This window comes from Pseudomonas sp. 10B238 (assembly GCF_000970615.1).
GTDB lineage: Bacteria > Pseudomonadota > Gammaproteobacteria > Pseudomonadales > Pseudomonadaceae > Stutzerimonas.
In genome coordinates, this window is the sequence record NZ_KQ033936.1 from 92,549 (window position 1) to 118,659 (window position 26,111).

The window sequence follows — 26,111 nt, forward strand, 5'->3', positions numbered from 1 at the left end:
TCTGCGTGCGAGTCGCCACGACGGATCCTTGATCGCGACCAAGGTCGCTCCTACATAAGCAGCCCGCACGGACAGTGAGCGGGAGCGCCGTTCCGCACTTGTAGGAGCCAGCTTGCTGGCGATCCTTGGACGTTCGGGCAGGCCGCTGACAGGCAGCACGAACTGGGCGCCCTTGGCCGTCTCACGGCGGGCCAAGGACTGCGACTGGTTAACCCAGCGTCCCGAGAATGTTCACCCCGACCCGATCTGGAATCTCGTTCTGCGACAGCACATGAAGGCCCGGGCTGAACACCCGTGCGTAGCGCGACAGCAACGGACGCAGCTGCGGCATCACGGTGAGGATTGGTGGGTGGCCATCCTTGCGCAGTTTTTCCTTCACCACCGGCATGCTGTTCTGCAGTTGGTTGAGCAGGCTCGGTTCCACCGGGATGTTGTCCAGGCTCACCTGACCGGCTTGCTGCGCAATCGCCAGCGCATTGAGCAAGGTGTTTTCCAGCGCATTTTCCAGCACGAACACCGCCAGTTCACGACGATCGCCGGCAATCATCGAAACGATGCTGCGGCGCAATGCGTAGCGTACGTCGGCAGCCAGCAGCACCGGGTCTTTGGTGGTTTCGCTGCATTCGAGCAGGGTGCTGGCGATGGTTTCGATGTCGCGCAGCGGCACCTCTTCCAGCAGCAATTGGCGATAGACGCGCATTTGCTGGGTGTAGCTCAGCGCGTTCTTCAGGCTCTCGGCAAGCTTCGGTGCCTGCAGGGTCAGGCGCTGCATCAGGTGCTCGACGTCGTCGTGCTTGAACAGATCAGGCAAATGCTCGCGCACCACCTTGTTCAGGTGCGTGGCGACCACACTGGCGCAGTCGATCACCTGGTAGCCAAGGTTCAGCGCGCGGGATTTATCCGAGGGCTGAATCCACACCACCTGCATGCGATAGGCCGGGTCGGTGCCGAGGATGCCGTCGATCTCGCCATAGAGTTCGGGCGAAGGAATCGCCATCAGGCGGTCGGCATGCAGTTCGGCGCCGTCGATCTTTTCGCCATTGATGTAGATGTCATATTGCGACGCCTTCAACCGCAGGCTGTCGCGGATCTGCACTTCCGGCAGCAGGAAGCCGAGATGCTCGGACAGCGTCTGGCGCACGCCGCGCACCCGCGCTGGCAACGGCGCGCCGGAGGCTTCGTTGACCAGCCCGACCAGCTTATAGCCCAGCGAAATTGACAAACGCTCGACCAGGGGAATGTCTTCCCAGGCCAGCGATTGGGCCTTTTCCTTGTCCATCGCCTGGCCGATGGCCTGGATTTCCTTCAGATCGGCACCGGCGGCTGGCGGCTCGTGCAGCGACACCCGCCAGCCGATGAAGCCGATCAGCGCGGCAAAGCCGATGAACGCCAGGTGCGGCATGCCCGGCACCAGGCCGAGCACGAACAGGATGCCGGCCACCGTATACAGCGATGCCGGGTTGGCCAGCAGCTGGCGCTGAACCTGGCTGGTGATGTCGCTGGATTCGTTGATGCGGGTGACGATGATCGCTGCGGCGGTGGACAACAGCAGCGCCGGGATCTGCGCGACCAGACCGTCACCGATGGTCAGCAGGGCGTACTGCTTGAAGGCTTCGCCCGCCGCCAGATCGTGGACGAAGACGCCAATGGCGAAACCACCGAACAGGTTGATCAGCAGGATCAGGATGCCGGCGATGGCGTCACCGCGAACGAACTTCGAGGCGCCGTCCATTGCACCGTAGAAGTCGGCTTCCTTGGCCACTTCCTGGCGGCGCGCCTTGGCTTCGTCGTTGCTCAGCAGACCCGCGTTGAGGTCGGCGTCGATGGCCATCTGCTTGCCCGGCAGGGCGTCCAGGGTGAAGCGCGCAGTCACTTCCGAGATCCGCTCGCCGCCCTTGGTGATGACGATGAAGTTGATGATCATCAGGATGATGAACACCACCAGGCCGACGATGAAGTTGCCGCCGATGACGACCTCACCGAAGGCTTCGATCACCTTGCCCGCGGCGCCTGTGCCGGTATGACCTTCGAGCAGCACCACCCGCGTCGAGGCGACGTTGAGCGTCAGGCGCATCAGCGTGGTGATCAGGATCACCGTCGGGAACAGCGAGAAATCCAGCGGACTTTTCGACGACACGCTGACCAGCAACACCAGAATCGACATGGCGATGTTGAAGGTGAACAGCACGTCCAGCAGCTGCGGTGGCAGCGGCAGGATGATCATCGCCAGGATCGACAGGATGATCAGCGGGATCCCAATCCGTCCGCTGCTGAAGGTCGGCGTCAGTTTCTGAATCAAATTCATGATCGGGCTCGGTTGAACAGTTCTTCGGGAATATGGATGTCACTCGCCAGCTTGGGCTTGGCCCGGCGACCCTGCTTCCAGGCCTTGAGCTGGAGGATGTAGGTCAGCACATGGGCCACCGCGGTGTAGAGCGGCGCCGGGATCTGCTGGTTGACCTGGGTACTGAAGTAGATCGCCCGTGCCAGCGGTGGCAGCTCGACCACCTCCAGGTTGTTGGCCTGGGCCAGCTTGCGGATGTACAACGCCGTTTCATCGACACCACGGGCGATGACGAAAGGTGTTTCGGCCTTCTTCGGGTCGTACTTGAGCGCCACGGCGTAATGCGTCGGGTTGACGATCACCACGTCGGCGTCCTTGATCACTCGGCTGATCTGCCGTTGGGCCAGCTGGCGCTGCAGCTGCTTGATCCGCGCCTTTACCTCGGGCCGGCCTTCCTGGTTCTTGTGCTCTTCCTTGCGCTCCTGCTTGGTCATGCGCATTTTCTTCAGGAAGAAGAAGCGCTGCAGCGGGATATCGATGAACGAGAACAGCACGAACACCAGCAGCAGCGAGATCGCCAGGTCGAAGGTCAGCGAGAAGGCGCTGCCAATGGCGTTGCTGATGTCGCTGCGCTGCAGGGCGATCAGCTTGGGCGCGGCGTAGTACAGCTGGCCAGCGGCGATGCTCAGCAGTGCGGTGATCTTCAGCATCGACTTGAGCAGCTCGGACCAGTTCTGCGCGCCAACCATTCGTCCCAGCCCGGTGATGGGGTTGAGCTTGCTGAACTTGGGGGCGAAGTTCTTCGAGGCGAACACCCAGCCGCCCGGCACCAAGGCGAAGGCGATCACCAGGATCGGCGTGATCAGTAGCGGCAACAGCACACTGATGAACACCAGCAGGTTGTGGGTGAGGATCAACTGCAGGTCGTCGACGGTGATTTCGCTCTTGTGAAAGTCGATGTACGAGTAACTGAACGCCTGCTGCAGGCCGTCGAAAAAAAAGCCCAAGCTGAATTTGAGTACCAGTAGCGTGGCCAACAGCGAGACGGTGGTGGCGACGTCCTTGGAGCGGGTGACCTGGCCATCGTCGCGACTCTTCTTGAGTTTCTGCTCGGAGGCCTCTTCGGTTTTTTCCTGGCTGCTGTTCTGCTCAGACATCGCGGCCGCTCCGCAGAATCTCGCCGATGTTGCCAAGCAGCTCGCGGGTCAGGTGCAGGTAGGCTTCCGACAGGTTTGGCAGGGTCAGGAAAATCAGGATCAGCCCGGCGATGATCGCCATCGGAAACCCCAGGGAGAACAGGTTCATCGCTGGCGAGATGCGGTTGAGCAGACCAAAGCAGAACTGCACCAGCGTCATGCAGAAGACGATGGGTAGCGCGATCAGCAGGGCGGCGGAAATGACCCAGCTCAGCGACATCGCGATGGTCTGCAGGCCGTCGAAATGGATGCCACTGCCGATCGGCCAGAAGATGAAGCTCTGATAGATGATGGTGACGATCACCAGGTGGCCGTCAGTGGCGAAGAACAGCAGCGCCAGCAGGATGAAATACAGCTGGTAGACGATCGAGGCCGACGACACACCGTTCATGGGGTCGTTGAACACCGCCATGGACAGCCCCAGCTGGGTCGAGACGATATCGCCGATCAGCGTGAATACCGTGAACACCAACATCAGCGCCACGCCCAGCAGCAGGCCCATGGCGATCTGCTCCAGCGCGGTGAGAATGCCCTTCATGGACAGCGGGTCGATGGACGCTGTGGGCGGCAGGGCGGCGGTGAGCACCACCGTCAGCGCGATCGCCAGCAGCACCCGCGCGCGGATGCTCAGCGACTTGTGGCTGAACATCGGCGCCAGGCTGAACACCGCCATGATCCGGCAGAACGGCCACCAGTAACCCAGCAGCGACTGCAGGTACTGACCGGCCTGCATGATGGGTTCGTTGCCCACGGCTAACCGACCAGCCGCCCGGCTTGGGTGAAGGTTTCGATGAACAGGTCGCTGAAGGTGCGCAGGATCCAGTGCCCGGCGAACACCAGCATGCCGAGGGTGATCAGCAGGCGCGGCAAGAAGCTGAGCATCTGTTCGTTGATCTGGGTGGCCGCCTGGAAAATGCTCACCAGCAGCCCGCCGAGCAGGCTCGGCACCACCAGCACGCAGACCACCAGTACGATGACGTGGATGGCGTTGGAGACGATATTGACGGCGGTGTCTGGGGTCAGCATGGGAGCACCTGGGAGGTGAGGGTGGTTATGCCGGTTAGCGCGGCAGTAAGCCCATGTAGGAGCGAGCTTCCTCGCGAAGCTTTTAGGTTTGCGCTTCGGGAGGTACGGCCTATTTGCAGGGTTGGCTGAGGCATTGGTTTCGCCCTGCTGGGCGAGTCCCTTTTGGCAGTCGCCGGATGGCCGGCCCCGCCCAAAGGAACCAAAAAGTCTTGCCCCTGCACCGGACTAGGCGTCCCCGGTTCGCTGCGCTCGACTTCCCTCGCTCCGGTGACGTTCCAGGGGCTCGCCGCGAAGGGCCATCCCTGGCCCATCGTCGGGGGTACGCCCAGTCCTCTCGCGGCATCCATGCCGCTCAACCCCTTCCACGCCACCTGCGCTCGGCCTTCTGAAAGGGGCGATTCGGTGGTGTCTGATGGCCCGTGCAACGAAGCGGTTGTAAAAGCTAGACGTAGGGTGGGTAACGCGAAGCTTACCCACCGGTTTTCGCGGGCAAGGTTCGATATCCCTCGCAGCGACGATTGCGGTGGAAAATGCTTCGCAGTTTTCCACCCTACGAGATTTTCGTTTCTGCTCGGGACGTAAACACAGCGTTGTTGGCTCGAGACGCTTTTCCGGTTTTTCCGCGAACGAACCATCAGACGACGCCGAACGCCCCTTTCAGGAGGCCGAATGGAATCCGCGCGGAGGGGAGCGAGCGGCATGGATGCCGCGAGAGGCGTAAAGGGCCAGGGATGGCCCTTGTACGCCGGCCCCCGGAGCGTGGATGGAATGAGGGAAGTCGAGCGAAGCGAGACCCGGATGCAGGGGCAAGCGTTTTTGCTTACTTTTTTGGCAACTGAAAAAAGTGAGTCGCCCAGCAGGGCGAAACCAATGCGTCGGGCTGCCAGGGCAATGGGCCTAGGGCACCGAACCCAAAAAGCTTCGCGAGCAAGGACTAGGCGTCCCCCTGCGCTCCTACAGGAGGGTCCGATGGGTGGGTTCAAGCGCGCATGAACAGCATTCATCCCCATCACCTAAAACGGCTGAATACTGGTGGTCAGCGTACCCATCAACAACGCCCACCCATCCACCAACACAAACACCATCAACTTGAACGGCAGCGAAATCATCATCGGCGACAGCATCATCATGCCCATCGCCATCAGCACGCTGGCGACCACCAAGTCGATTACCAGAAACGGCACGAAGATCATGAAGCCGAGCTGAAAGGCTGTTTTCAGCTCGCTGAGCACGAACGCCGGCAACAGCAGGGAGAAGTCCAGGTCGTCGAGATTCTCCGGCACTTCCTCGCCTGCCAGCGAGACCATGGTTTCCAGCGAGGTCTTGTTGGTCTGCGCCAGCATGAACGCCGAGAGGCTGGTTTTGGACACGTCCAGCGCCTGCTCCAGGCTGATCTCGTCGTTCTGGAAGGGCTCGAAGGCGGCGCTGTGGATTTCCTGCCAGACCGGGCGCATCACCAGTAGGGTGACGATCAGCGCGATACCAATCAGCACCTGGTTCGGTGGGCTCTGTTGCAGGCCAATGGCCTGGCGCAGGATGGCCAGCACGATGATGAAGCGGGTAAAGCAGGTCATCATCATCAGCATTGCCGGCAGAAAGCCGAGCAGCGTCATGATGATCAGGATCTGCAGCTTGATGCTGAATTCCTGGCCGTTCTCGGTATCGTTCAGGTTGAACAACGTGATTTCGCCACCGGCAGCCTGCGCCACCAGCGGGAACAGGCTGGCCAGCAGCAGACACAGCAGCGACAGCCCGTGGCGCAGCTTCATTGCGTCAGCGCATCCAGGCCGACGCCGGACAGTTCGACGATACGCAGGCCGTAGCTGCCGTTCATCACCACCACTTCGGCCTTGGCGAACAGGGTGCCGTTGACCTTCACGTCCAGCGGCTCGCCGGCCACTTTGTCGAGCACGATGACGCTGCTGGTGTCGCACTCCATCAATTCTTTCAGCGAAATCTCTGCCGAGGCCACTTCCAGGGTGACGTTCACTGGGATCTTGCCGAAGAAGCTCAGGTCCTGGCGTGGTGCCTGGGGCTGGGGAGCGGGCGCGGCGGCTGGCTCGTCGGTGCCGTCGAGGCTCAGGTCGCCCTCGTTGATGAGGTTCTCGAATTCGTTGTCGGACAGTTGACCGGTCATTGGGATTTCACGCTTTCAAGTGAAGTGAGGAACAAGGCGCCGTCTTCTTCGAAGACAGTCCCCCGATAGAGCTTCTGCTGGTTGATGCGCACTTCGTAGCGGTCCAGCGGGCGCACCATGAGAATGTCGTTGAGCTGCAGGGCAAGCACCTGCGACAGCGGCATCTGCACCGAGGCGACCACGCAATCCAGGCGTACCGGCAGGTGCTTGATGTGATCGACCGGATTGCCGGTCAGCCGAGCAGGCAACGGGCCGGCCAGGCGACTGGTCAGTTCATCGACCAGATCGGTGTCCAAATGAATGAAAATCGATGAGCGGCTATTGGTCAGGTGGCTGATGTATTCGAACTCAGCGACATATTCCCAGGTGGTTTCTTCGTAATCGTTTTCATAGCGCTCAAGTGCGCCGAATGTGTCGCCGGATGATATCGAGCGCGCAAAAATATAAGTCAGATCCAAGCCCAGGCGATCACGCATCCGTTGTTCGGAAGTGCTGATCGGCGGTGCTTCCTGACTGGGCACGATTGTTCCGCCGTAATAGCACTCGAGTGCCTCGGTGAGCAGGGCCCGGTCAATTGAAAAACCAACTTTTCCCATCGGCGAACGGTAGATGCATTCTGGTGCGTTATCTGCCGGCTCCTGAACATCGACCCTACTCAGCTCAAGGCTGATCCGGTAATTGCGCAGAAAGTAGTCGCCGATCAAACGAGGGTTCTTGTTGGTGGTTTCCTTGATGAACTGAGGAATCTTGTGGTGATGCCGGCCAAGCTTCTGCGGTTTCAATACAGTCAGGCTTTGGGCGGGCACGCCATGGTGGACTTTTGAATTGCCAGACATGTTGTGAACGGTAGTTCCTGGTTCTTGCACGGCTGGCGAAGGCCTGTCGCGCTGGTATAAGCAGAAGAAGGTTTGGCCAGGGCGGGTGTGCAATGCCTGAGGTCACGGGCACGGCTCTAGCGTGCCGCCAGTCTAGGCTTGGGCGCGAGAAAGAATTAAATCAATAGGTATCAATTGATCTTTTTTGAGATCACTGATGAGCATTTGATTTTAATTTAGCGGAACTGATTGGGCAGTTCCGGGCGGGCTTGTTAGCGTGCGCGCAATTGTTTCGGAGTGGTCGGCTGCAGTTACCTGTCTCGTTCGGCGAGTTGGACAGGCAGGGCGACAAAAGTTCCGAAAGACTTAAATAAATTTTTCAGCGAATCCGGCGTTGTGCTCGAGCAACAGGCGTAACAGCGCCAAGGTGGTCACATTGAATAGTGTCAGTCATGCAATGAACTACTCCCGCGAAGAGCTATTCGCTCCAGCGCCGGCGCGCAAGAAAATACTTATTGTCGGCAACCCCGCAGAGGCGGGTTGCGAGTTCCTTGAAGCGGGTCTGCGCAAGGAAGGTTGTGCGGTCTTTTCCTATGCCGGCCTGAATGATCTGGATAACGCCGCATTGAAGGGTGCGTCGCTGGTTTTTATCCTGATCAGCGGCATGCAACAGCCAACTCTTTATACGCAGGTCGATTCACTGATTCGTCGTGGACGCGCCATCAGCGTTATTCCCGTCGTGCAATACGCCGATCAGGAAAAGGCCGCCGCCTTACTTGAACTGGGTTGTGTCGACTACTTGTTGTCTCCGTTCAGCGAAAGCCAATTAAGCGCATTGTTGCGTCGTCAGGAATTCGCCGATGCAGCCCAGGAAAGTTTCGTTTCCTGTTCCCAGGCTGGCCGCCGTTTGCTGGCCATGGCGCAGCGTGTGTCACTGACCCGGGCGCCGATCCTGATCACCGGTGAAACCGGAACCGGCAAGGAGCTGATGGCGCGTTACATCCATCGTTTCTCGGCCAGCGCCGACGCACCCTTCATTGCAGTCAACTGCGCGGCCATCCCCGAGCAGATGCTCGAATCGATTCTGTTCGGTCACGAGAAGGGCGCCTTTACCGGTGCGGTGACGGCCCAGCCGGGCAAGTTCGAACTGGCCAATGGCGGCACCCTGCTGCTCGACGAAATCGGCGAGCTGCCGCTGGGATTGCAGGCCAAGCTGCTTCGCGTACTGCAGGAGCAGCGTGTGGAGCGCCTCGGCGGGCGCAAGGAAATCGAACTCAACGTGCGCATCATCGCCGCCACTAACCGCGATCTGCAGCTGGAAGTGGCGCAAGGGCGCTTCCGTGCCGACCTGATGTTCCGTCTCGACGTGCTGCCGCTGCACATCAGCCCCCTGCGTGAGCGCAAGGAAGACGTGCTGCCGCTGGCTCGCCGTTTCGTGGCCAAGTACGCGCCGCAGGAGGCCGGTGAAGAACTGTTCACCAGCGATGCCTGCCGCGCCCTGCTGCAACACGACTGGCCGGGCAACGCTCGCGAGCTGGAGAACACCGTGCAGCGCGCCCTGGTCCTGCGCAACGGCCTGTTCATTCAGCCGCAGGATCTCGGCCTGGCAGCACCGGCACAAGCCGAAGTGCGCACCGAGCGGCTGCCGCTACCCAACGCCGAGACCGGCAAGGCCGCCCTGCGCGCCAGCGGCAAGTGGGCCGAGTACCAGCACGTGATCGACACGATTCGCAAGTTCGACGGGCACAAGACCAAGGCCGCTGCCAGCCTCGGCATGACCTCGCGTGCCTTGCGCTACCGCCTCAATGCCATGCGCGAGCAGGGCATTGAGCTGAATTTCTGATTCAAACAAGTCAAGGGAGAGCCAGCGATGAGTTCAATCACTCAGGTACAGCAGGAACTGCTGGGCCGGATGCAGCAGCTCCAGGGTGTCGCCTCAGGCGCGACCATCAAGCCGGCTGAACAGGCGGCGCCCGATGCGGGCGGGATGTTCATGGCGGCGATGCGTTCGGTCGACGCCCAGCAACACCAGGCCGGCGCAGCCATGGCCGCGGTGGACAGCGGCAAGAGCGATGACCTGGTGGGCGCAATGATCGACAGCCAGAAGGCCAGCGTGTCGTTCTCCGCGTTGCTGCAAGTGCGCAACAAACTGACCACGGCGTTCGATGACGTCATGAGAATGCCGCTGTGATCGAGCGTGAGAGCTAAGCCGTGTTTGAAAAACTGAAAAGCAGGATGCCAGCAGGTGGCTTCCAACTCGACCCGCGGGTAACGCTCGCCGGCATGGCGGTGATCGCTGCCGCGCTGGCGGTGGCCGTGGCCTTTTACCTGTGGCGCGACAACGGCTCGTTCCGGCCGCTGCATGGCGCCGGTGAAGCCTTTCCGGTCGCCGAGGTGATGCAGGTGCTCGATGCCGAAGCCGTGCAATACCGCATCCATCCGCAGAGTGGGCAGATTCTGGTGCGTGAGGACCAGCTGTCCCGTGCGCGCATGCTGCTCGCCGCCAAGGGTGTGAAGGTCGCACTGCCGGCCGGCTACGAGCTGTTCGACAAGGAAGAGCCGCTGGGCACCAGCCAGTTCGTCCAGGACGTGCGCCTCAAGCGCAGCCTGGAAGGCGAGCTGGCGCGCACCGTGATGTCGCTCAAGGGCATCCAGCATGCCCGTGTGCACCTGGCGCAGGAGGAGAACAGCTCCTTCGTGGTCAGCAAGCGCGCACCGACCAAGGCCTCGGTGATGGTGCAGCTCGAACCGGGCTACAAGCTGAGCGCGGATCAGGTTGGCGCGATCGTCAATCTGGTGGCCGGCAGCGTGCCCAACCTCAAGGGCGAAGATGTCGGCGTGGTCGATCAATACGGTGCACTGCTGTCTCGCGGTCTGAATGTCGGTGGTGGCCCGTCGCAGAGCTGGGGTGCGGTGGAGGAGTACCAGCAGAAAGCTGTGGCTAATATCGAGGAAGTGCTGGCGCCGGTGCTGGGCAGCGGTAACTACCGCATCAGCGTCGCAGCTGACATCGATTTCAGCCAGAAGGAAGAGACGCTCCAGTCCTACGGCGAAACCCCGCGCCTGCGTCGCGAAGTGCTGAGCAATGAAAGCGCGCTGGATCAACTGGCGCTCGGCGTGCCCGGCTCGCTGGCCAACCGACCTGTGGCCCCGCCGAAGGAAGGCGAGGAGCCCAAGCCGGCCCCAGGCGAGACCAAGGGCGCGACCTCCCTGCGCGAAGAATCCACCCGTCAACTGGACTACGACCAGAGCGTGATCCACGTGAAGCACGCCGGTTTTGCCCTGCGCCAGCAGAGTGTGGCTGTGGTGCTCAACGCCGCCGCCGCGCCGGAAGGCGGCTGGAGTGAAGAGGCCCGTACCGAGCTCGAAGCCATGGTACGCAGCGCCGTCGGTTTCAAGGAGGCGCGCGGCGACCTGCTGACCCTCAGCGTGCTGCCCTTCGCCGCTGTTGAAACCGTTACTGAAGAAGTGCCGTGGTGGGAAAACAGTCAAGTGCATGCCCTGGCCAAGCTTGGCGTGGCCGGCCTGATCGCGTTGCTGCTGCTGTTGATCGTGGTACGTCCGGCTGTTCGCAGCCTGACTCAGCGCAACGCGCCAGGCGAAGCTGACCCGGTTGCACTGGAAGGCACCCTGGCGGCTGCGCCCGGGCCGCTGCCCATCGAGGCCGAGACCCGCGCGGCATTGGCCAGCCCACGGCCCAGTGGCGACGGCATCCACGTATTCGGCGAACTCAATCCGCTCTCGGAAATTCGCCTGCCAGCGCCTGGTTCGGGGCTGGAGCTACAGATCGAGCATCTACAGATGCTCGCCAAGAACGACCCGGAGCGCGTTTCGGAAGTCATCAAGCATTGGATAGGCCGCAATGAAAGAGACCTCAACCCAGCCAGCTGAGTCGGTGACCGGCTCGAGCAAGGAAATCAAGGCGCGCCCGGTGCAGTTGCGCTCGGTGAGTTCGCTGGATCAGGCGGCGATCCTCATGCTGAGCATGGGCGACGACATTTCCGCGGGCATCCTGCGCAACTTTTCCCGTGAGGAAATCATCAGCATCAGCCAAGCGATGGCGCGTCTGTCCAACGTCAAGCAGCCGATGGTTTCCGATGTGATCAGCCGCTTCTTCGACGATTACAAGGAGCAGAGCAGCATCAAGGGCGCCTCGCGCACCTACCTGTCCGGCATGCTCGGCAAGGCGCTGGGCGGCGACATCACCCGTTCGCTGCTCGACTCCATCTATGGCGAGGAGATCCGCGCCAAGATGGCCAAGATGGAGTGGCTCGATCCGAAGCAGTTCGCCGCGCTGATCGCCAAGGAGCACGCGCAGATGCAGGCAGTGTTCCTCGCTTTCCTGCCGCCGGGCATGGCCACCGACGTGCTCGAGTGCATGCCGGCCGAGCGTCAGGACGAGCTGCTCTACCGCATCGCGAACCTCAACGAGGTCAACAGTGACGTCATCGCCGAGCTGGAACAGCTCATCGATCGCAGCCTGCAGGTGCTCTCGAATCAGGGTTCGCAGGTGCGCGGCGTCAAGCAGGCGGCGGACATCATGAATCGCTTCAAGGGCAACCGTGACCAGATGTTCGAGTTGTTGCGCGCGCACAACGAAGAGCTGGTGGGCAAGATCGAGGATGAGATGTATGACTTCTTCATCCTCTCGCGGCAGAACCAGGACGTATTGCAGACCCTGCTGGAAGTGATCCCGCTGGAAGAGTGGGTGGTTGCGCTCAAGGGCGCCGAACCCGCGCTGGTCAAGGCCATCCAGGGTGCGATGCCCAAGCGACAGGCGCAGCAGATGGAATCGATCAACCGTCGCCAGGGCCCGGTGCCGCTGTCGCGGGTGGAGCAGGTGCGCAAGGACATCATGGCGGTGGTTCGCGACATGTCCAACGACGGCGATCTGCAGGTTCAGCTGTTCCGCGAACAGACCGTCGAGTAAACGCCGATGAGCATCAAGATCATCAAGGGTGAGGGCCGCTCCTGGCGTCCGTTCCGCTTTCCGCCTCGCGTGCGCACCGTCGCCGAACTGGCCGACAGCGTCGCTGGCGACCCGGCCGCATTGCAACGTGCGGTCGCCGATGGATTTCAGGAAGGCATCGACAAGGGTTACGAGCAGGGGCTGGAGCAGGGCCGAGAGGCCGGGCATCGCGAAGGTTTCGAGCGTGGTGTCGAGGACGGCAAGGCCATCGGCCGTGAAGAAGGCCGTGCCCAGGGGCGTCGCGCATTCGACGAAGCGGCCCGGCCGATGGATGAACTGGTCGAGCGCTTCGAGCGCTTCCGACAAGAGTTCGAGCAGGCGCGTCGCGAACAGTTACTGGAGCTGGTGCAGAAAGTCTCCAAGCAGGTGATTCGCTGCGAACTGACCCTCCATCCGACCCAGCTGCTGACGCTGGCCGAGGAAGCCCTGGCCGCCATGCCGGGCGATCAGGAAGACGTCCGCATCCTGCTCAACCCAGAGGAATGCACCCGCATCAAGGAGCTGGCGCCCGAGCGCGCAACGGTCTGGCGGCTGGTCCCGGACGAGAAGCTGGCGCTGGGCGAATGCCGTGTAGTGACGGCTCAGGCCGAAGCCGATATCGGCTGCCAGCAGCGCCTGGATTCATGCATGGACACGCTGGGCGAGCACATCAGGGCGGAAGCCTGAAATGTCCTTGCGCGAGAGCTTCCGGCTCGACGAGGCGCTGCGCTCGCTGGACACGGTGCAGCTGGCGAAGGTCAGCGGCCGGTTGGTGCGCGTCTCCGGCATGTTGCTGGAAAGCCTCGGCTGCCAGCGCATGACCGGCCAGCGCTGCTTCGTCGAACAGGGCGACGGCAGCATGCTCGAAGCGCAGGTGGTGGGCTTCAACCGCGATATCACCTATCTGATGCCGTTCAAGAAGCCGGTGGGGCTGACCTCCGGCTCGCGCGTGTTTCCGGCACCGGATGACGCCAAGTTGCATATCGACGAATCCTGGCTGGGCCGGGTGGTCAACGGCCTTGGCGAGCCGCTGGACGAAATGGGCAAGCTCAGCGGGCGCGATCCGCTGCCCACCGAGCTGCCATCGGTGAACCCGCTCAAGCGCAAGCCGGTAAGTGAACCGCTGGACGTCGGCGTACGCGCGATCAACGCCATGCTGACCCTCGGCAAGGGCCAGCGCGTCGGCCTGTTCGCCGGTTCCGGTGTGGGCAAGAGCGTGCTGCTGGGCATGATCACCCGGCAGACCAAGGCCGACGTGGTGGTGGTCGGGTTGATTGGCGAGCGGGGTCGTGAGGTGCAGGAGTTCTTGCTGCATTCGCTGGGCGAGGAGGGCCTGAAGAAGGCAGTCGTCGTCGTCGCGCCCGCTAACGAGTCGCCCTTGATGCGTCTCAAGGCCACCGAGCTGTGCCACAGCATCGCTGCCTATTTTCGCGACCAGGGCAACGACGTGCTGTTGCTGGTCGATTCTTTGACCCGCTACGCCATGGCCCAGCGCGAAATCGCCCTGGCCCTGGGCGAACCGCCGGCCACCAAGGGCTATCCGCCGTCGGTATTCGGCATGCTGCCGGAATTGGTGGAAAGCGCCGGCAATGGTGCCAACGACAATGGCAGCCTCAGTGCGTTGTACACCGTACTCGCTGAAGGCGATGACCAGCAGGACCCCATCGTCGATTGCGCACGGGCGATTCTCGACGGCCACATCGTGCTGTCGCGCCGATTGGCCGATGCCGGGCACTACCCGGCCATCGACATCTGCGCATCGGTCAGCCGCTGCATGAGCCAGGTCGGCCAGCCGCCGCATCTCGGCGCGGCGCGCCAGCTCAAGGAGTTCTACAGCACCTACGAGAAGATCAAGGAACTGATCCCGCTGGGCGGTTACAGTCCGGGCGCGGACCTGAAAACCGACCGCGCCGTGAAGCTGGCACCCACCATCGAGCGCTTCCTGCGCCAGGAAGTGGGCGAGGCCGCGGAGCTGGAAACCAGTCTCACCATCCTGCAGAGCATCATCAAACAACCATGAAGCAGCAGATCGAAACGCTCACGCGCCTGGCCAGCCTGCGTGGCAACCGGGTCAAGCAGATGCTCGGGCAGGTTCAGTATCAGCAGAACCTCTGCCAGCGCTATCGCAACAACATCACCGGGTTGAGTCGCCTGTGCGGCTTCAGTGTGCCGATGAGCACCCCTCTCCAGCGTGACAACCAGCAGCGCTACAAGGCCACGCTGTACAAGATGGTCGAGCTGCAGCGCCGCGAACTGGCGGTGGCCGAGCAGGCCCTGACGCGCATTCAGCAGGAGCTGCTGCAGGCCATGCGCAGCGAGAAGGTGGTCGAGCATGTGATCGAGGCCAAGATGCAGCAGTGGCAGCAACTGTTGATGGCGCAGGAACAGAAGATTCAGGATGGCCTCGCGGCGCAGACCTGGTGGCGCAACCAGATTGCCTAGGTCGCTTCGGCTGTAGGAGCCAGGGGGACGCCAAGTCCTTGCTGGCGATCACGGTACACCCGGCGCCGCACGGCGCTAACGCCGCCACTCGTCCGTCCGATTGCAAAAAAGATTTAAGTAATCCGCCCGAGCGGTCGCTTGTTAGGCAGTAACCACTGAGTTGGAACGAAATCATGGAAATCAGCCGGCAGTTCAAGCCCGCCATTGCAATGCCCACCGAGACCGCCGCGGCGCGTCCGGCCAGCGCCCGTCCTGCTACCCAGGCAGCCGCACGTCCAGCCGCAAGCCTGCCGCTGGAGCAAATGCAGGATGCCCTGCGCGCTATGCCCGAGGTTGATCTGGATCGCGTAGCGGCCATCAAGCAAGCCCTGCAGCGCGGCGAGATCTCCACCGACGTAGGTGAGCTGGCCAGCAGCATGCTCAGCTACCACCGTGGAAACGATGCGTGAGCCAGCGTGAGAAGTTGCTGTCAGTCGTCGATGACGACCTGCAACAGGACTGCGGCGATTACCTCGCCCTCCGCGAGCTGATGCAGGAGCTCTACGGCCGGCTGCTGGAACGCGATGTTCCGGAGATCGATCGCATCAACCTGCAGATCACCGTCCGCGTCGAAGCCATTGCCGCGCGTGCCCAGCGCCGCAGCAAGGTACTGGCGGCTTTCCGTCTGGAAACCTCGGGCGTGGGCATGCGGCGGCTGTTGTCCAGCTGCACGGGTGAGCGCGGCGAATCCCTTCAGCAACACTGGCGCCAGGTCGGTGACCTCGCCGTTCAGTGCCAGCAGTTCAACGAGCACAACGGCAAGCTGCTCGCCATGCACCACGACATCCTTCAGCAACTGCTCGCCGGTGGGCAGGACGCGCGGCTTTACTCGCCTCAGGCCTACTGAGGCGCAACGTTCGACCTCTCAGCGCCTTCCCATGAGCAGAGCGCGTCGCGCTGCCTCATGGCGGGATAAGCCATGCAGCGTGTTTTAAAGCGAAACGTTGGATGGGAAAAGCGCACCCGTCTTACGTCCAGTGGCGGTCGAGGTTTCCTCTAGTCCGCCGATCGCCAGCAAGCTGGCTCCTACAGGAGCGCGATATCGCGGCGGCGGATGTCTGTCGTGACGCACCCAACCTGCAGGTATCGCCTTTGGTAGGAGCCAGCTTGCTGGCGATCAAAGTCTGCGAGCGCCATCAGATCAAAAGGCTCGTCTCGAGCCCAAGCCTTCCACAGCGCAATCCACTGCATGGCGCTTTGGGGCGCGACCCACGATCGTCAAGCCGCTCGCGCTGACAAGGATTAATCCTTTTCGGTTGCCGCTTTAACTCCCTCGCCTTTCACGTCGCCTTTATAGACAGATGTTCCGCCATCGGCCGAGGCGGAAACGGTGCTTCCCCGTTTCCTCGTCTTGTCGCGTTGCGGAAGCCTTTTTTCTGCATGGCCGGCTCTGAAACGCCCGTAATACGGGTATTCGAGAACTGGCATCCAACTTGCTCTACCTGTTTCAAGAGGGGATGGTGATGGCTATAAATTCCGATTACGTACAACAGATGTCGACGCAGTTGGCCACCTACGAAGTTCAGGGTTCGTTGGATCGGCTTAACCGTAACGAATCGCGCTACAAGGCTCAGCGCGACGCGTTGAGCTCGCTGCGCACGTCGATGACGACCTTCAAGTCGGCCATCACCAAGCTCAACAGCACTACGACGAGCATGCTGACCAACAGTGCGACCTTCAGTCAGGAGGGCTACGCCACCGCTTCCGTGGGCACTACGGCACAGGCCGGCACCTACGACTTCTTCGTCGAGCGTCTGGCCAGCAAGCAACAGGTCGCGGTGCAGGGCCTGGTCGATGGCAGCCTGAGCGGGACCTTGACGCTGAACGCCCAGGCCTTCGACCTGAGCCAATACGCCACGCTGAGCGATGCCGCCACGGCTATCAATGACGCCGGTCTGGGCGTGCAAGCGACGCTGGTTCGTAGCGACGGCGCGGTCAGCCTGGTGGTCAGCAGCGAGCAAACCGGCGCCGCCAATGCCTTCAGTCTCACCATGGCAGGCAACGCAACCGCAACCACGACCCAGCTATCCACTGCTCAGGACGCCATGGTGCGGCTGGGTGGTAGCTATGGCGCCGGCGGCATCGAGCTGACCAGCGCCAGCAATACCTTCACCGACGTCATCGATGGCGTCAGCCTGACCGTGAGCAAGACCCACGCGGCGAGCGACACACCGCTGACTGTCACGGTGGGTCAGGACAAGGCCGGCACCCAGGCCAAGGCGCAGACCTTTATCGACGCCTTCAATGCGCTGATGACCAGCTTCGATTCGCTGACCGCCAGTGGCGGTGAAAGTGCCAAGCGTGGCGCTCTGGCCGGCGATTCCAGCGTGCGCTCCATCGAGAGCCGCCTGAACGGCCTGCTGCGTGCCGATTTCGGTGGCAAGAGCCTGATCGAGTTCGGCATCAGTGCCGACCGTAACGGCAAGCTGACGATCGACGCCAAGCGTTTCGAAGCCGCGGTCGCTAATGATCCCGCGGGCTTCGAGGAGCTGTTCACTGGCACCGACAAGCTGCTCGACAGCATGGACAAGACCGTCGCCGCGTACACCAGCAGCACCAACGGGCTGCTGAAGAACCGCATGGACACGCTGGACATGAACCTGCGCCGTATCGACGAGCAGTTCGAGAACCTCCAGCAGCAGTACGACACCCATTACAGCCGCTACCTGCGGCAGTTCACCACCATGATGCAGACCATGCAGAGCATGGAGCAGACCAGCGGAATGTTCTCGATGCCAACCACACCGCAAGCTAACGGATTGTTCTCATGAACAGCTATCACCCTAACGACAGTTATGACAGCTACCGCTCGGTAGACCTTGAGGCGCGTGCAGCCTCGGCTTCGCCTTACGAACTGGTGCTGGTGCTGATGGACGGCCTGCTGGACGAACTGGCCCGTGCCCGCGGCCACATCGAACACAAGCGTTACCAGCAGAAGGGCGTATCGCTGGAAAAGTGCATGAACATCCTCAACGGCCTCAACGGTGCGCTCGACGAAGAGGGCGGTGGCGAGGTGGTTCAGGGGCTGGCGCGTCTGTATGAGTACTGCATCTATCGGCTTTCGGACGTCAGCGTGTCGCTGTCGCTGGAAGGGCTGGACGAGGTGATCAACCTGCTCAGCATTCTCCGCGAGGGCTGGGAGGGCGTCAGTGCCGCCCGTAAGTGACAGCGAGCGCCTGATGGCGCTGCACGGCGAATTGCAGCAGGCGTTGCAGAGCAACGACTGGACGGCAGTCGCCGCGGTTGACGCGGCGATCCGACAGTGTCTCGAAACACTGGCCGGGCGGCTTGAGCTGGACGAGCCGACCCACGCTGCCAAGAACCGCCTCAAGCAGCTCCACGGTGAAGGCCTGCAAGCCTGTGCCGACGAATGTGAGCGCCTGCGCCTGTTGTTGTTGAACCACCTCGAACACGCCGAAGGGCGTGCCGCCTATCAGCGCATAGACATGTTCCAAGCCGGAGACAGGTGATGATCATCCAGTCAATTTCCGCCACGCGTGCCGCCGCAGCAAGTGCTGAAGCCGCATTGCCGGTTGCTGCGCGCGCCAGCCACGGTGGGCAAGCCAGCGCCGGCCGAGCGATGGCAGCCGATGCCCTGCGAGGCTTTGCTGAGCGCATGCAGCGGGCGTCGACCACAGCTGATGATCAGCCCTCTGAGTTCTCCGCCGCCCTGTTGCAAGGTGCGCTGCCTGAGCTGGCAGCCGAGCAGGGCCAGGTGATGCAGGCTGGCGGCAATTCCAGCCAGGGCAATGAAGCGCCCCAAGAGCTGACCCCTGAGCAATGGTTGTTGGGCATGATCGACCAGCAGCTGGCCGAAATTCAGGCGCGCGATGCGGCACAAGTTGGCGCCGCACCTGTGCCACAGACACTGTCGCAAACCGCCACACCGACCAGCGACGACCTGCTCAGCCTATTGCCGGGGCAGGCCCAGCTTGCCAACGCCCCGCTCGACGCCGTGACGGACGATTCGCTGAACATCGTGAAGATGGCTATTCAGGGCCGCACCGTCGAGCTGAACCCGGTGGCGACGGCCATGCCCAAGCCCATCGTCGAGATGAGCGTCGGCCAATCCCTGGCCGCCTCCGTCACGCCGGCCGATGCCATGCCGTCCGCATCGCTGGACCCGCTTCTGGACGTCGCTGAGCCACTGGAAGCAGGCGACCCGCTGACCGCGACGGTCGAGCGCGGGCAGAGCGCGCCGCTGCAGTCTGCGGACCGTGCGCTGAAGTTGCAGGCACCTGAGGCCAAGTGGGGCGAGCAGATGCTCCACGCCTTGCGCGAAAACGTAGATCTGCAAATCCAGCAGAAGATCCAGAGCGCCACCATCCGCCTCGATCCGCCGGAACTGGGCAGCATGGAAATCCTGCTCAGCCACGAGTCGGGCCGGCTCAACGTGCACCTGTCTGCCGCGAACGCCGACGTGGCGCGTCTGCTGCAGCAGACCAGCGAGCGTCTGCGCCATGAACTGGTGGGCCAGCACTTCGTCCAGGTCAACGTGCAAGTCGGCGCCGACAGCGGCGGCCAGCAGGGTCAGCCGCGTCAACGGCCAGTGCTTGCAGGGGAAGAGGCACCTCTGGCGGCCCGGCCGCAGGAGCAGGAACAGCAACGTGAAAGCGGCCGCGCCCGGGACGTCCTGGTAACGGTTTGACCCGTTTCAACCTAATTAGCCATTTGTGAGTGAGTTATGTCGACGTCCCGTATTGTCCTGCTGATGCTGTTGCTCAACGTCCTGACCGTTGCCGGTGGCGTGGGTGCCAGTTACTGGCTGCTCAAGCCCGGCCTGGAAGGGGCCAGCTCGGGTGAAGTCGCGCAGGCTGAGCCGGTCGAGCCTTCGGAGTACGTGTTCTTTCCGGTGGACAAAGTGATCGTCAGCGTCCGTGGCGACGGCCGTGAGCATTACTTCGTGCTGGATCTGGCGCTGCAGGCAGATGCGTCAAAAGAGCCGCCTAAGTTCGAGCAAGCCGAACCCATCGTGCGTAACTCGGTGGTGGGCTACCTGTCGTCCCTTCCGTTCGATGAATTGCGTGGGCTGAAGATCGGTGAGTTGCAGGAGCGTCTGGAAACAGCCCTGTTCGCCGATTTTGCAGCCAAGAATGCAGCGGTGCCCTTCAAGCACGTGCTGGTCAACAAGCTGATCGTGCAGTAAAGGCCGCGCCATGAGTGCCACTTGCCCCATCGACTATTACGGCGCTACGCCGGCCGGTCCCTCGGTGTTCGCACCGGGGGTCGAACAGCGCTGGCTGATGCAGTACCTGCCGCTGGTCAAACGCATCGTTCGCCAGCTGTCACTGCAGGCCAACCAGGTGCTTGACCGCGAGGACATGGAACAGATAGGCATGATGGGGCTGCTCGAAGGCCTGCGCCGCTACGGCGAGCCGGACGAAGGCTTCGGCAAGTTCGCGTCCCTGCGAATCCGTGGCGCCATTCTTGATGAGCTGCGCCGCCAGGACTGGCGCCCGCGCCAGGTCCGCCAGCAAGCCCACAAAGTCCGCGATGCGATTCGCGATCTGTCACGTCAACTGGGCCATGAACCCAGCGATGAAGAGATCAAGGCCCACACCGGCCTCGATGAAAAGGAATACCAGGAATTCCTCTGTGCTGACTCATCCGAAGCGATTGAAAGCCTCGATGAGTTGTTGCAGAGCGGCCACGAGCACTTCCCTGACACCACCGAGCTATTCGAGGAGCGCCTGATCAAGGAGCGCGTGCTGGCGCAAGCGCTGGCGCGACTGGACGAGCGCGAACGCCTGGTGCTGACACTGTATTACCAGCACGAACTGAGCCTGAAGGAAATTGCCCTGGTGCTGGAAGTCAGCGATGCCCGGGTTTGTCAGCTAAGCAAGCAGGCGATCGGCAAGGCCTGTCGGTTTTTAGGGGCTTCTGACGCTTCGATCGCGGCCGCGCCGGAGCCTGTTTTTGCGCGGGGCAAGGCATGAGGAGAGAAGTTTGGTTACTCCAAATGAACGACGAATAACGCTGAACCGCGCAAAAACAGCCCCGGCCCTTCGGGTTGCGCGGCAAATGACGCCATGCGGCGTTGCGGGACTTGGCAAGGGAATAACCATTACCGGCGTCCCGCGCCTTGCGGAGCGCCGCCCGGCCTGCCGTCATTTGGCGCAGCAACGCGGCTCGCGCCGAAGCGTCAGCAGCCCCTTAACCGAGAGAAGTCAGTAGTCATGCAGAAAGTATTAGGTGCCTTCATCATCATCGGTTGCGTGCTGGGCGGCTACGCCATGGCCAATGGCGATATGCGCATGCTCTGGCAGCCAGCCGAGGTGGTGATCATCCTCGGCGCCGCGCTCGGCAGTCTGGTGGTCGGTAACCCCAAGGAAGTCCTGATCGAGATGCTGCATCAGATCAAGGGCGTCTTTGCCTACCAGCGCCGTGGCGAGGAATTTCAGCGTCAGTTGCTGATGCTGCTCTATGAATTGCTGGAGATGGTCGACGTGGGTGGCCTGAAGGTTCTCGACTCGCATATCGAAGAGCCGGAGCAGAGCGACCTGTTCGTGCGCTATCCCCTGATCCTCCAAGAAAAGAACCTGATGGCCTTCATCGCTGACAATTTCCGTCTGATGGCCATGGGCAAGATCACCGCGCACGAGCTGGAAGGCTTTCTCGAACAAGAGCTCGAAGCCATGGAGCACGCCCTCCTGCAGCCGGCGCGCTCGCTGCACAAGATCGGCGAAGCCATGCCGGGCTTCGGCATTCTCGCGGCGATCATGGGCATCATCATCACCATGGGCAGCATCGGCGGCAGCGTCGCGGAAATCGGTGCCCACGTGGCCGCAGCGCTGGTGGGTACTTTCCTCGGCATCTTCTTCTGCTACTGCCTGATGGACCCACTGTCGAACGCCATGAGTCAGCGCATCAAGACCGAGCTGTCGGCGCTGGAATGCGTGCGCACCACGCTGGTCGCCCATGTGGCCGGCAAGCCCACGCTGCTGGCGGTGGACGCCGGTCGCAAGTTGATCGAGCAGGACGTGAAACCCGCTTTCCGTCAGCTGGAAAAATGGGTGACCCAGTATGAGGAAGAAAGGGACGCCGCATGAGGAGCCGGGACAAGAGCAAGGGCGGCGGCGAGCACGAGATCATCATCAAGCGCCGCAGCAAGAAGGGCCATGGCGACGAACATGGTGGTGCCTGGAAGGTGGCCTTTGCCGACTTCACCCTGGCGATGATGGCGCTGTTCATGGTGCTCTGGATCATCCAGCCGCAGATGAATCAGACCAACCCCTCCTATGGTGAGATGGAAAGCAACCCGTTGGTTGATGGCGGAGCCGGAATCTTCGATGGCACCAGCACCTCGCCGCTGGAGCTCGACGGCGTGCCGGTGCGCCCACCGCAGGCTGACGACACCGACCGCAAGGAAGGGAAAGGCGATCAGGACGGCAGCCATAACTACGGCTCGACCGAAGAGCTGAAGAAACTCGCCGAGCTGATGCGCGAGGTTGCCAGCGAAGTCGATGCTTTGGCCAACCTGGAAGTAGACGTAGTCCCGCAGGGGCTGCGCATTCTGATCAAGGACGACCAGCAGCGCTTCATGTTCCAGCGTGGCAGCGCGACGCTCAATCCGCATTTCCAGAAGCTGCTAGGCGTGCTCGCCGGCGTGCTGGCCAAGGTCGACAACAAGCTGATCATCAGCGGTCACACTGACGCCACGCCGTACCGGCAGAAGAAGGGCTACAACAACTGGAACCTCTCCGGGGATCGCGCCTTGCGCGCCCGCAATGCACTGGTCGACTCAGGCCTGGGCGAAGGCTCGGTGCTGCAGGTAACGGCTCAGGCGGACGTCATGCCGCTGCACCCCGAAGACCCACAGAGCGGCGCCAACCGCCGGGTGGAAATTCTGTTGCTCACCGCCTCGGCCGAGGCGCTGTACAAGGAATTGTTCGGCGACAGCTACGGCAAGGTGCGCTTTTCCGAAAGCGGGGCGAGCTATAGCGGAGCGTCCGCGGATTAACCAGCTTGGGGGCGTTTGGCGCGAATGACTGCCTATGGAGCGAGCACTTAAGCTTGGATCGCGGGCAAGCTCGCTCCTACAGAATTGGCTGACGGCAGGCCCGGCATTCGGACCAACATGTCGGGTTTGGATTTAGCAGATAGGCCGTTCGTAGGAGCCAGCTTGCTGGCGATTAGTTATCTGCAGACCGGCTCATTGTAGTTCGCTGCACCTTGATCGCGAGCAAGCTCGCTCCTACAGAATCTGCCAACGGCAGGCCCGACATCCGGAACAATATGTCGGGTTGGATCTAGCAGATATGCCGTTCGTAGGAGCCAGCTTGCTGGCGATTGGGCATTTGTAGAGACCGGCTCCTTGGAGCTCGCTGTGCATTGATCGCGAGCGAGCTCGCTCCTACAGAATTGGCTGACGGCAGGCCCGGCATTCGGACCAACATGTCGGGTTTGGATCTAGCAGATATGCCGTTCGTAGGAGCCAGCTTGCTGGCGATGGGCCGTATCGGTGCTGGATCACGCGGGCGCCGTTACTGGCTCAGGCTCCGCTGTTCACTGCTAGGCATGGGATGGATTGCAGCGCCTATATCGCGATTCCGATAGGCGCCTCTATCAGGCGCATCGCGACCGCTAGCGGGTATGTATTTCAGCCGCGATTAGGGTGGTCGTCTGCGCAATAGACCTGGCGGGTCTCGACGCCGTACAGACAGGCGCCGACCTGTTCGAGGGTGATGCGTGCGCCCTTGTGGGAGCCGTAGAACAGGTTGAATACCAGCTCATCGTCCATCTGGTCTTTAGGCCCCAGGCCGTGCACCTGACCTTCTTCCACCACCAGCGATGCCCGCCCGAGCAGATCTGTTTCCAGGCGACCGGACGCCTCGACGATGGCCGGCGCGTTGCGTGTCATCGAGTAGAAACGGCCCTTGTTGAAGACCAGGCTCTGACTGACCTTAAGGGTCGTACCGTCGCTCAGCAAGACATGTCCGCTGGAACTGTAATGACCGTCGAGACCCGACGAAGCCGTGCCAGTGGTGCCCATTGCCACGAACGCCCATAGCAGCAGCGCAGCAGGCGCCATCACCCGCAGCATGCGTTTGCCGACTGCGCCGGTTTCGTTCTGGCTATTCATTGCAGGCACTCTTGTAAATGATCGCTGGAAATGGTCTGGACGCGGCTCTTGTGTACCTTGAGCCAATTGACCCGGCCGTCACCCTGCAGGCAACGAATCTCGTAGAAGCCCGGGGACATGTTGACGATCAACCGCGCCGGCTCGGCACTCATGTTGCTCATCGTATCGACCAGCAACCCTGTTTCCTTAATCAGCGAATCGAGCAGGTGTTGGCTCTTTTCCACGTACAGCACCTCAAGCGCCCCGACATCGACCGTTTGAGTAAACGACGGCGCAGAGCTGCTGGCCAGGCGAAAGCCGAGGGTCGCCAGGCCCAGCAGCACCATCATTCCCGAGCCGGCGAGCGCCATGCTTTGCCACGAACGGTAGCGGCGTGCGGCTTTAGGCTGCTCGGTCTTTCGCAAAGCGCTTGGCGCCGGCAGGTCCATCACCACCGCGCCATGCTTTTCAGCAATGACCGTCAACGGCGCGGCTTTGATTGAGGGCTGCGCCTGATCGACTTTCAAATACTGCGGATTGAACAGGTAGCCGCGGCGCGGCAACGTCTGGATGATCTGGTTACCCGCATCGAACAGGGCCTGGCGCAGCGTGTAGATCTGCTGATTGAGGCTGCCTTGGCCAACTACCCGACCCTCCCAGGCATAGGTGATCAGCTCCTCGCGGGACACCACCTCTCCTGGCCCCTGCAGCAGGCGCTCGAGCACTCGGCTACCGGAAAACCCCAGATCGAGCGTTTCTTCGTGTTCATCATGGGTCAGCACGAGCTGGAAGAGCGCGCGGTCGAAGCGAGCCATGCAACCGTCGCGCCCGGTTTTCAACAGGTGACAGATGAAGGCATCGGTGGCCGGTGGGGTCAGAGATGAGGTCATGAGCGCCTGAGTTCGGGTTTTGCGGATTAATGGTTTTACCGGTGTGATGACCTTGGCAAAACGAGATGCCGGCATATTGGCGTCGTTTTTTTGATAGGGCAAGCGGGTAGACCACTAAAAGCGCTGAGAGGCGAGGGGTCGAGCGCTCCGAACAGGTGCCGTTGGAGGGTAGATATGGCGTTTTTACGGCTGAAATCTGGGATTAATTGGGCATATCTAGTGTATGGACATCTGGCAAGAAATAGCGGCCGTTTGTCGGAGCTTCCGTGGGACTGGGCTGGAAAAATCAAAAAGCCCCGAACCAGTCGGGGCTTTTTGATCCGGTCTTTGCGACCAGCAATACTGCGTGCGGCTTAGCCCAGCAGGCCCATGACCATGCCTGGCATCTGGCCAGCTTGCTTGAGCATGGAGATGCCCGACTGCATGAGCATGGAGTTCTTGCTCATGTTGGCGCTTTCGATGGCGAAGTCGGCGTCCATGATCCGGCCCTTGGCCATCTCGGTGTTGTCCTTCATGTTCGCCAGGTTGTTGTTGACGTGGTTCAGGCGGTTGATGGTCGAACCGAACTGAGCGCGCATTGAGCCGAGGTCGTCCAGTGCAGTCTCAAGCAGCGTGATAGTTGCACCAGCGGTGGTGTTCACGGCCGTTGCTGGATCCTGAGTGCTTGCGATCTCGGTACCAGGCGTGCCCGGAACGCTGTAGGTATCGGCTGCTGCGGTCAGGGACGCAGTCACTTTGGTGAGAGCGGCGGTGGCGGTGAAATTAAGAGTTTCGGCTTCGCTTGCGCCGATCTGGAAGTTAACCGCTGCGGAGAATTTACCCAGGGTACCGTCTACGGTTGTGCCGTTACTGAACAGTGTTTCGCCAGCATAGCGAGTGTTCTTGACGATGTTGGCCAGCTCTTTGCCAAGTTCGTCGAACTCTGCTTGAAGAGAGATCAGGTCGCTGCCGCTGTTGGTTCCGTTGGCACCTTGTGTGGTGAGGTCCTTCATGCGCTGAACGATGTCAGTCATCTCGCTGAAGGCGCCTTCTGCGGTCTGCAGCATCGAGGTCGCATCACCCGTGTTGCGCATGGCAACGCCCATGCCGCGGCTCTGGGCGTTCAGGCGAGTGGCGATCTGCAGGCCGGCGGCATCGTCGGCAGCGGAGTTGATGCGCAGACCAGTACCCAGACGCTGCTGGTTGGTGCTCAGAGCGCTGTTCGACTTGTTCAGTGCAGTGTTGGTGGTCAGTGCGGAGTAGTTCGTGTGAATGGACAGGGCCATGGTGATCA

General features: G+C 61.6%; 27 protein-coding genes. 17 read left to right on the forward strand and 10 right to left on the reverse strand.

From position 1 onward, the window contains the following. Positions 1 to 208 precede the first annotated feature (208 nt). The 7 genes from RT21_RS15785 to RT21_RS15820 all read right to left on the reverse strand — a co-directional run bounded on the left by RT21_RS15785 (position 209) and on the right by RT21_RS15820 (position 7,479). Complete coding sequence (locus RT21_RS15785; protein ID WP_046163468.1) at positions 209 to 2,305, reverse strand: flagellar biosynthesis protein FlhA; 2,097 nt, start codon at positions 2,303 to 2,305, stop codon at positions 209 to 211. Continuing rightward, complete coding sequence (gene flhB / locus RT21_RS15790; protein ID WP_046163469.1) at positions 2,302 to 3,441, reverse strand: flagellar biosynthesis protein FlhB; 1,140 nt, start codon at positions 3,439 to 3,441, stop codon at positions 2,302 to 2,304. The genes RT21_RS15785 and flhB overlap by 4 nt, the downstream gene beginning before the upstream one ends. After that, complete coding sequence (gene fliR / locus RT21_RS15795; protein ID WP_046163470.1) at positions 3,434 to 4,213, reverse strand: flagellar biosynthetic protein FliR; 780 nt, start codon at positions 4,211 to 4,213, stop codon at positions 3,434 to 3,436. Before fliR ends, flhB begins: the two co-directional genes overlap by 8 nt. Before the next feature lie 20 nt (positions 4,214 to 4,233). Beyond that, the gene (locus RT21_RS15800) at positions 4,234 to 4,506 is read right to left on the reverse strand and encodes a flagellar biosynthetic protein FliQ (RefSeq protein WP_021209062.1); all 273 of its coding nucleotides are present in this window, start codon (positions 4,504 to 4,506) and stop codon (positions 4,234 to 4,236) included. 1,013 nt (positions 4,507 to 5,519) lie between these two features. Continuing rightward, a complete protein-coding gene (gene fliP / locus RT21_RS15810) occupies positions 5,520 to 6,275 on the reverse strand; it encodes a flagellar type III secretion system pore protein FliP (RefSeq protein WP_046163472.1) in 756 nt (251 codons plus the stop codon). Next, the gene (gene fliN, locus RT21_RS15815) at positions 6,272 to 6,643 is read right to left on the reverse strand and encodes a flagellar motor switch protein FliN (RefSeq protein WP_046163473.1); all 372 of its coding nucleotides are present in this window, start codon (positions 6,641 to 6,643) and stop codon (positions 6,272 to 6,274) included. Before fliN ends, fliP begins: the two co-directional genes overlap by 4 nt. Next, positions 6,640 to 7,479 (reverse strand): FliM/FliN family flagellar motor C-terminal domain-containing protein, encoded by an 840-nt coding sequence (locus RT21_RS15820; RefSeq protein WP_046163474.1) that lies wholly within the window; start codon positions 7,477 to 7,479, stop codon positions 6,640 to 6,642. Before RT21_RS15820 ends, fliN begins: the two co-directional genes overlap by 4 nt. A gap of 436 nt (positions 7,480 to 7,915) precedes the next feature. Between RT21_RS15820 and RT21_RS15825 the strand changes: the two genes are divergently transcribed. From RT21_RS15825 to RT21_RS15905, 17 genes are all read left to right on the forward strand, one after another. Then, positions 7,916 to 9,301: a sigma-54-dependent transcriptional regulator gene (locus tag RT21_RS15825; protein ID WP_046163475.1), complete on the forward strand. Its 1,386-nt coding sequence runs from the start codon at positions 7,916 to 7,918 to the stop codon at positions 9,299 to 9,301. A gap of 27 nt (positions 9,302 to 9,328) precedes the next feature. After that, positions 9,329 to 9,649 (forward strand): flagellar hook-basal body complex protein FliE, encoded by a 321-nt coding sequence (locus RT21_RS15830; protein WP_046163476.1) that lies wholly within the window; start codon positions 9,329 to 9,331, stop codon positions 9,647 to 9,649. Between the two features lie 20 nt (positions 9,650 to 9,669). Next, complete coding sequence (gene fliF / locus RT21_RS15835; protein WP_046163477.1) at positions 9,670 to 11,349, forward strand: flagellar basal-body MS-ring/collar protein FliF; 1,680 nt, start codon at positions 9,670 to 9,672, stop codon at positions 11,347 to 11,349. Then, on the forward strand, positions 11,321 to 12,388 hold the full coding sequence (locus RT21_RS15840) for a FliG C-terminal domain-containing protein (RefSeq protein ID WP_046163478.1): 1,068 nt from the start codon (positions 11,321 to 11,323) through the stop codon (positions 12,386 to 12,388). The genes fliF and RT21_RS15840 overlap by 29 nt, the downstream gene beginning before the upstream one ends. A 6-nt stretch (positions 12,389 to 12,394) precedes the next feature. Further along, positions 12,395 to 13,093 carry a flagellar assembly protein FliH gene (fliH, locus tag RT21_RS15845; RefSeq protein WP_046163479.1) on the forward strand — a complete coding sequence of 233 codons (699 nt, stop codon included), beginning with the start codon at positions 12,395 to 12,397 and terminating at the stop codon, positions 13,091 to 13,093. Position 13,094: 1 nt separating this feature from the next. Next, entirely contained in the window at positions 13,095 to 14,426 is a 1,332-nt protein-coding gene (gene fliI, locus RT21_RS15850; protein WP_046163480.1) for a flagellar protein export ATPase FliI, read from the forward strand. Further along, a complete protein-coding gene (locus tag RT21_RS15855; protein WP_046163481.1) occupies positions 14,423 to 14,848 on the forward strand; it encodes a flagellar FliJ family protein in 426 nt (141 codons plus the stop codon). The genes fliI and RT21_RS15855 overlap by 4 nt, the downstream gene beginning before the upstream one ends. A gap of 173 nt (positions 14,849 to 15,021) precedes the next feature. Next, a complete protein-coding gene (flgM, locus tag RT21_RS15860) occupies positions 15,022 to 15,297 on the forward strand; it encodes a flagellar biosynthesis anti-sigma factor FlgM (RefSeq protein ID WP_046163482.1) in 276 nt (91 codons plus the stop codon). Further along, a complete protein-coding gene (gene flgN, locus RT21_RS15865) occupies positions 15,294 to 15,734 on the forward strand; it encodes a flagellar protein FlgN (protein WP_045422671.1) in 441 nt (146 codons plus the stop codon). The genes flgM and flgN overlap by 4 nt, the downstream gene beginning before the upstream one ends. A 616-nt stretch (positions 15,735 to 16,350) precedes the next feature. After that, positions 16,351 to 17,658, forward strand: coding sequence for a flagellar filament capping protein FliD (gene fliD, locus RT21_RS15870; protein WP_046163483.1), 1,308 nt, complete (start codon positions 16,351 to 16,353; stop codon positions 17,656 to 17,658). Beyond that, positions 17,655 to 18,053: a flagellar export chaperone FliS gene (fliS, locus tag RT21_RS15875; RefSeq protein ID WP_045422669.1), complete on the forward strand. Its 399-nt coding sequence runs from the start codon at positions 17,655 to 17,657 to the stop codon at positions 18,051 to 18,053. The genes fliD and fliS overlap by 4 nt, the downstream gene beginning before the upstream one ends. After that, positions 18,037 to 18,357 (forward strand): hypothetical protein, encoded by a 321-nt coding sequence (locus RT21_RS15880; RefSeq protein WP_046163484.1) that lies wholly within the window; start codon positions 18,037 to 18,039, stop codon positions 18,355 to 18,357. Before fliS ends, RT21_RS15880 begins: the two co-directional genes overlap by 17 nt. Next, positions 18,357 to 19,535 (forward strand): flagellar hook-length control protein FliK, encoded by a 1,179-nt coding sequence (locus RT21_RS15885; protein ID WP_046163485.1) that lies wholly within the window; start codon positions 18,357 to 18,359, stop codon positions 19,533 to 19,535. The genes RT21_RS15880 and RT21_RS15885 overlap by 1 nt, the downstream gene beginning before the upstream one ends. 36 nt (positions 19,536 to 19,571) lie before the next feature. Beyond that, positions 19,572 to 20,033: a flagellar basal body-associated FliL family protein gene (gene fliL / locus RT21_RS15890; protein WP_046163486.1), complete on the forward strand. Its 462-nt coding sequence runs from the start codon at positions 19,572 to 19,574 to the stop codon at positions 20,031 to 20,033. A gap of 10 nt (positions 20,034 to 20,043) precedes the next feature. Beyond that, entirely contained in the window at positions 20,044 to 20,823 is a 780-nt protein-coding gene (locus RT21_RS15895) for a FliA/WhiG family RNA polymerase sigma factor (RefSeq protein WP_046163487.1), read from the forward strand. 240 nt (positions 20,824 to 21,063) lie between these two features. Next, complete coding sequence (gene motA, locus RT21_RS15900; RefSeq protein ID WP_046163488.1) at positions 21,064 to 21,936, forward strand: flagellar motor stator protein MotA; 873 nt, start codon at positions 21,064 to 21,066, stop codon at positions 21,934 to 21,936. Next, positions 21,933 to 22,847 (forward strand): OmpA family protein, encoded by a 915-nt coding sequence (locus tag RT21_RS15905; protein ID WP_046163489.1) that lies wholly within the window; start codon positions 21,933 to 21,935, stop codon positions 22,845 to 22,847. Before motA ends, RT21_RS15905 begins: the two co-directional genes overlap by 4 nt. 639 nt (positions 22,848 to 23,486) lie before the next feature. On the opposite strand, the gene RT21_RS15910 is transcribed toward RT21_RS15905, so the two are convergent. The 3 genes from RT21_RS15910 to lafA form a co-directional block, all read right to left on the reverse strand. Further along, positions 23,487 to 23,969: a hypothetical protein gene (locus RT21_RS15910; RefSeq protein WP_046163490.1), complete on the reverse strand. Its 483-nt coding sequence runs from the start codon at positions 23,967 to 23,969 to the stop codon at positions 23,487 to 23,489. After that, the gene (locus RT21_RS15915; RefSeq protein ID WP_046163578.1) at positions 23,966 to 24,838 is read right to left on the reverse strand and encodes a transcriptional regulator; all 873 of its coding nucleotides are present in this window, start codon (positions 24,836 to 24,838) and stop codon (positions 23,966 to 23,968) included. The genes RT21_RS15910 and RT21_RS15915 overlap by 4 nt, the downstream gene beginning before the upstream one ends. Before the next feature lie 353 nt (positions 24,839 to 25,191). After that, complete coding sequence (lafA, locus tag RT21_RS15920) at positions 25,192 to 26,103, reverse strand: lateral flagellin LafA (protein WP_046163491.1); 912 nt, start codon at positions 26,101 to 26,103, stop codon at positions 25,192 to 25,194. Between the last annotated feature and the right edge of the window lie 8 nt (positions 26,104 to 26,111).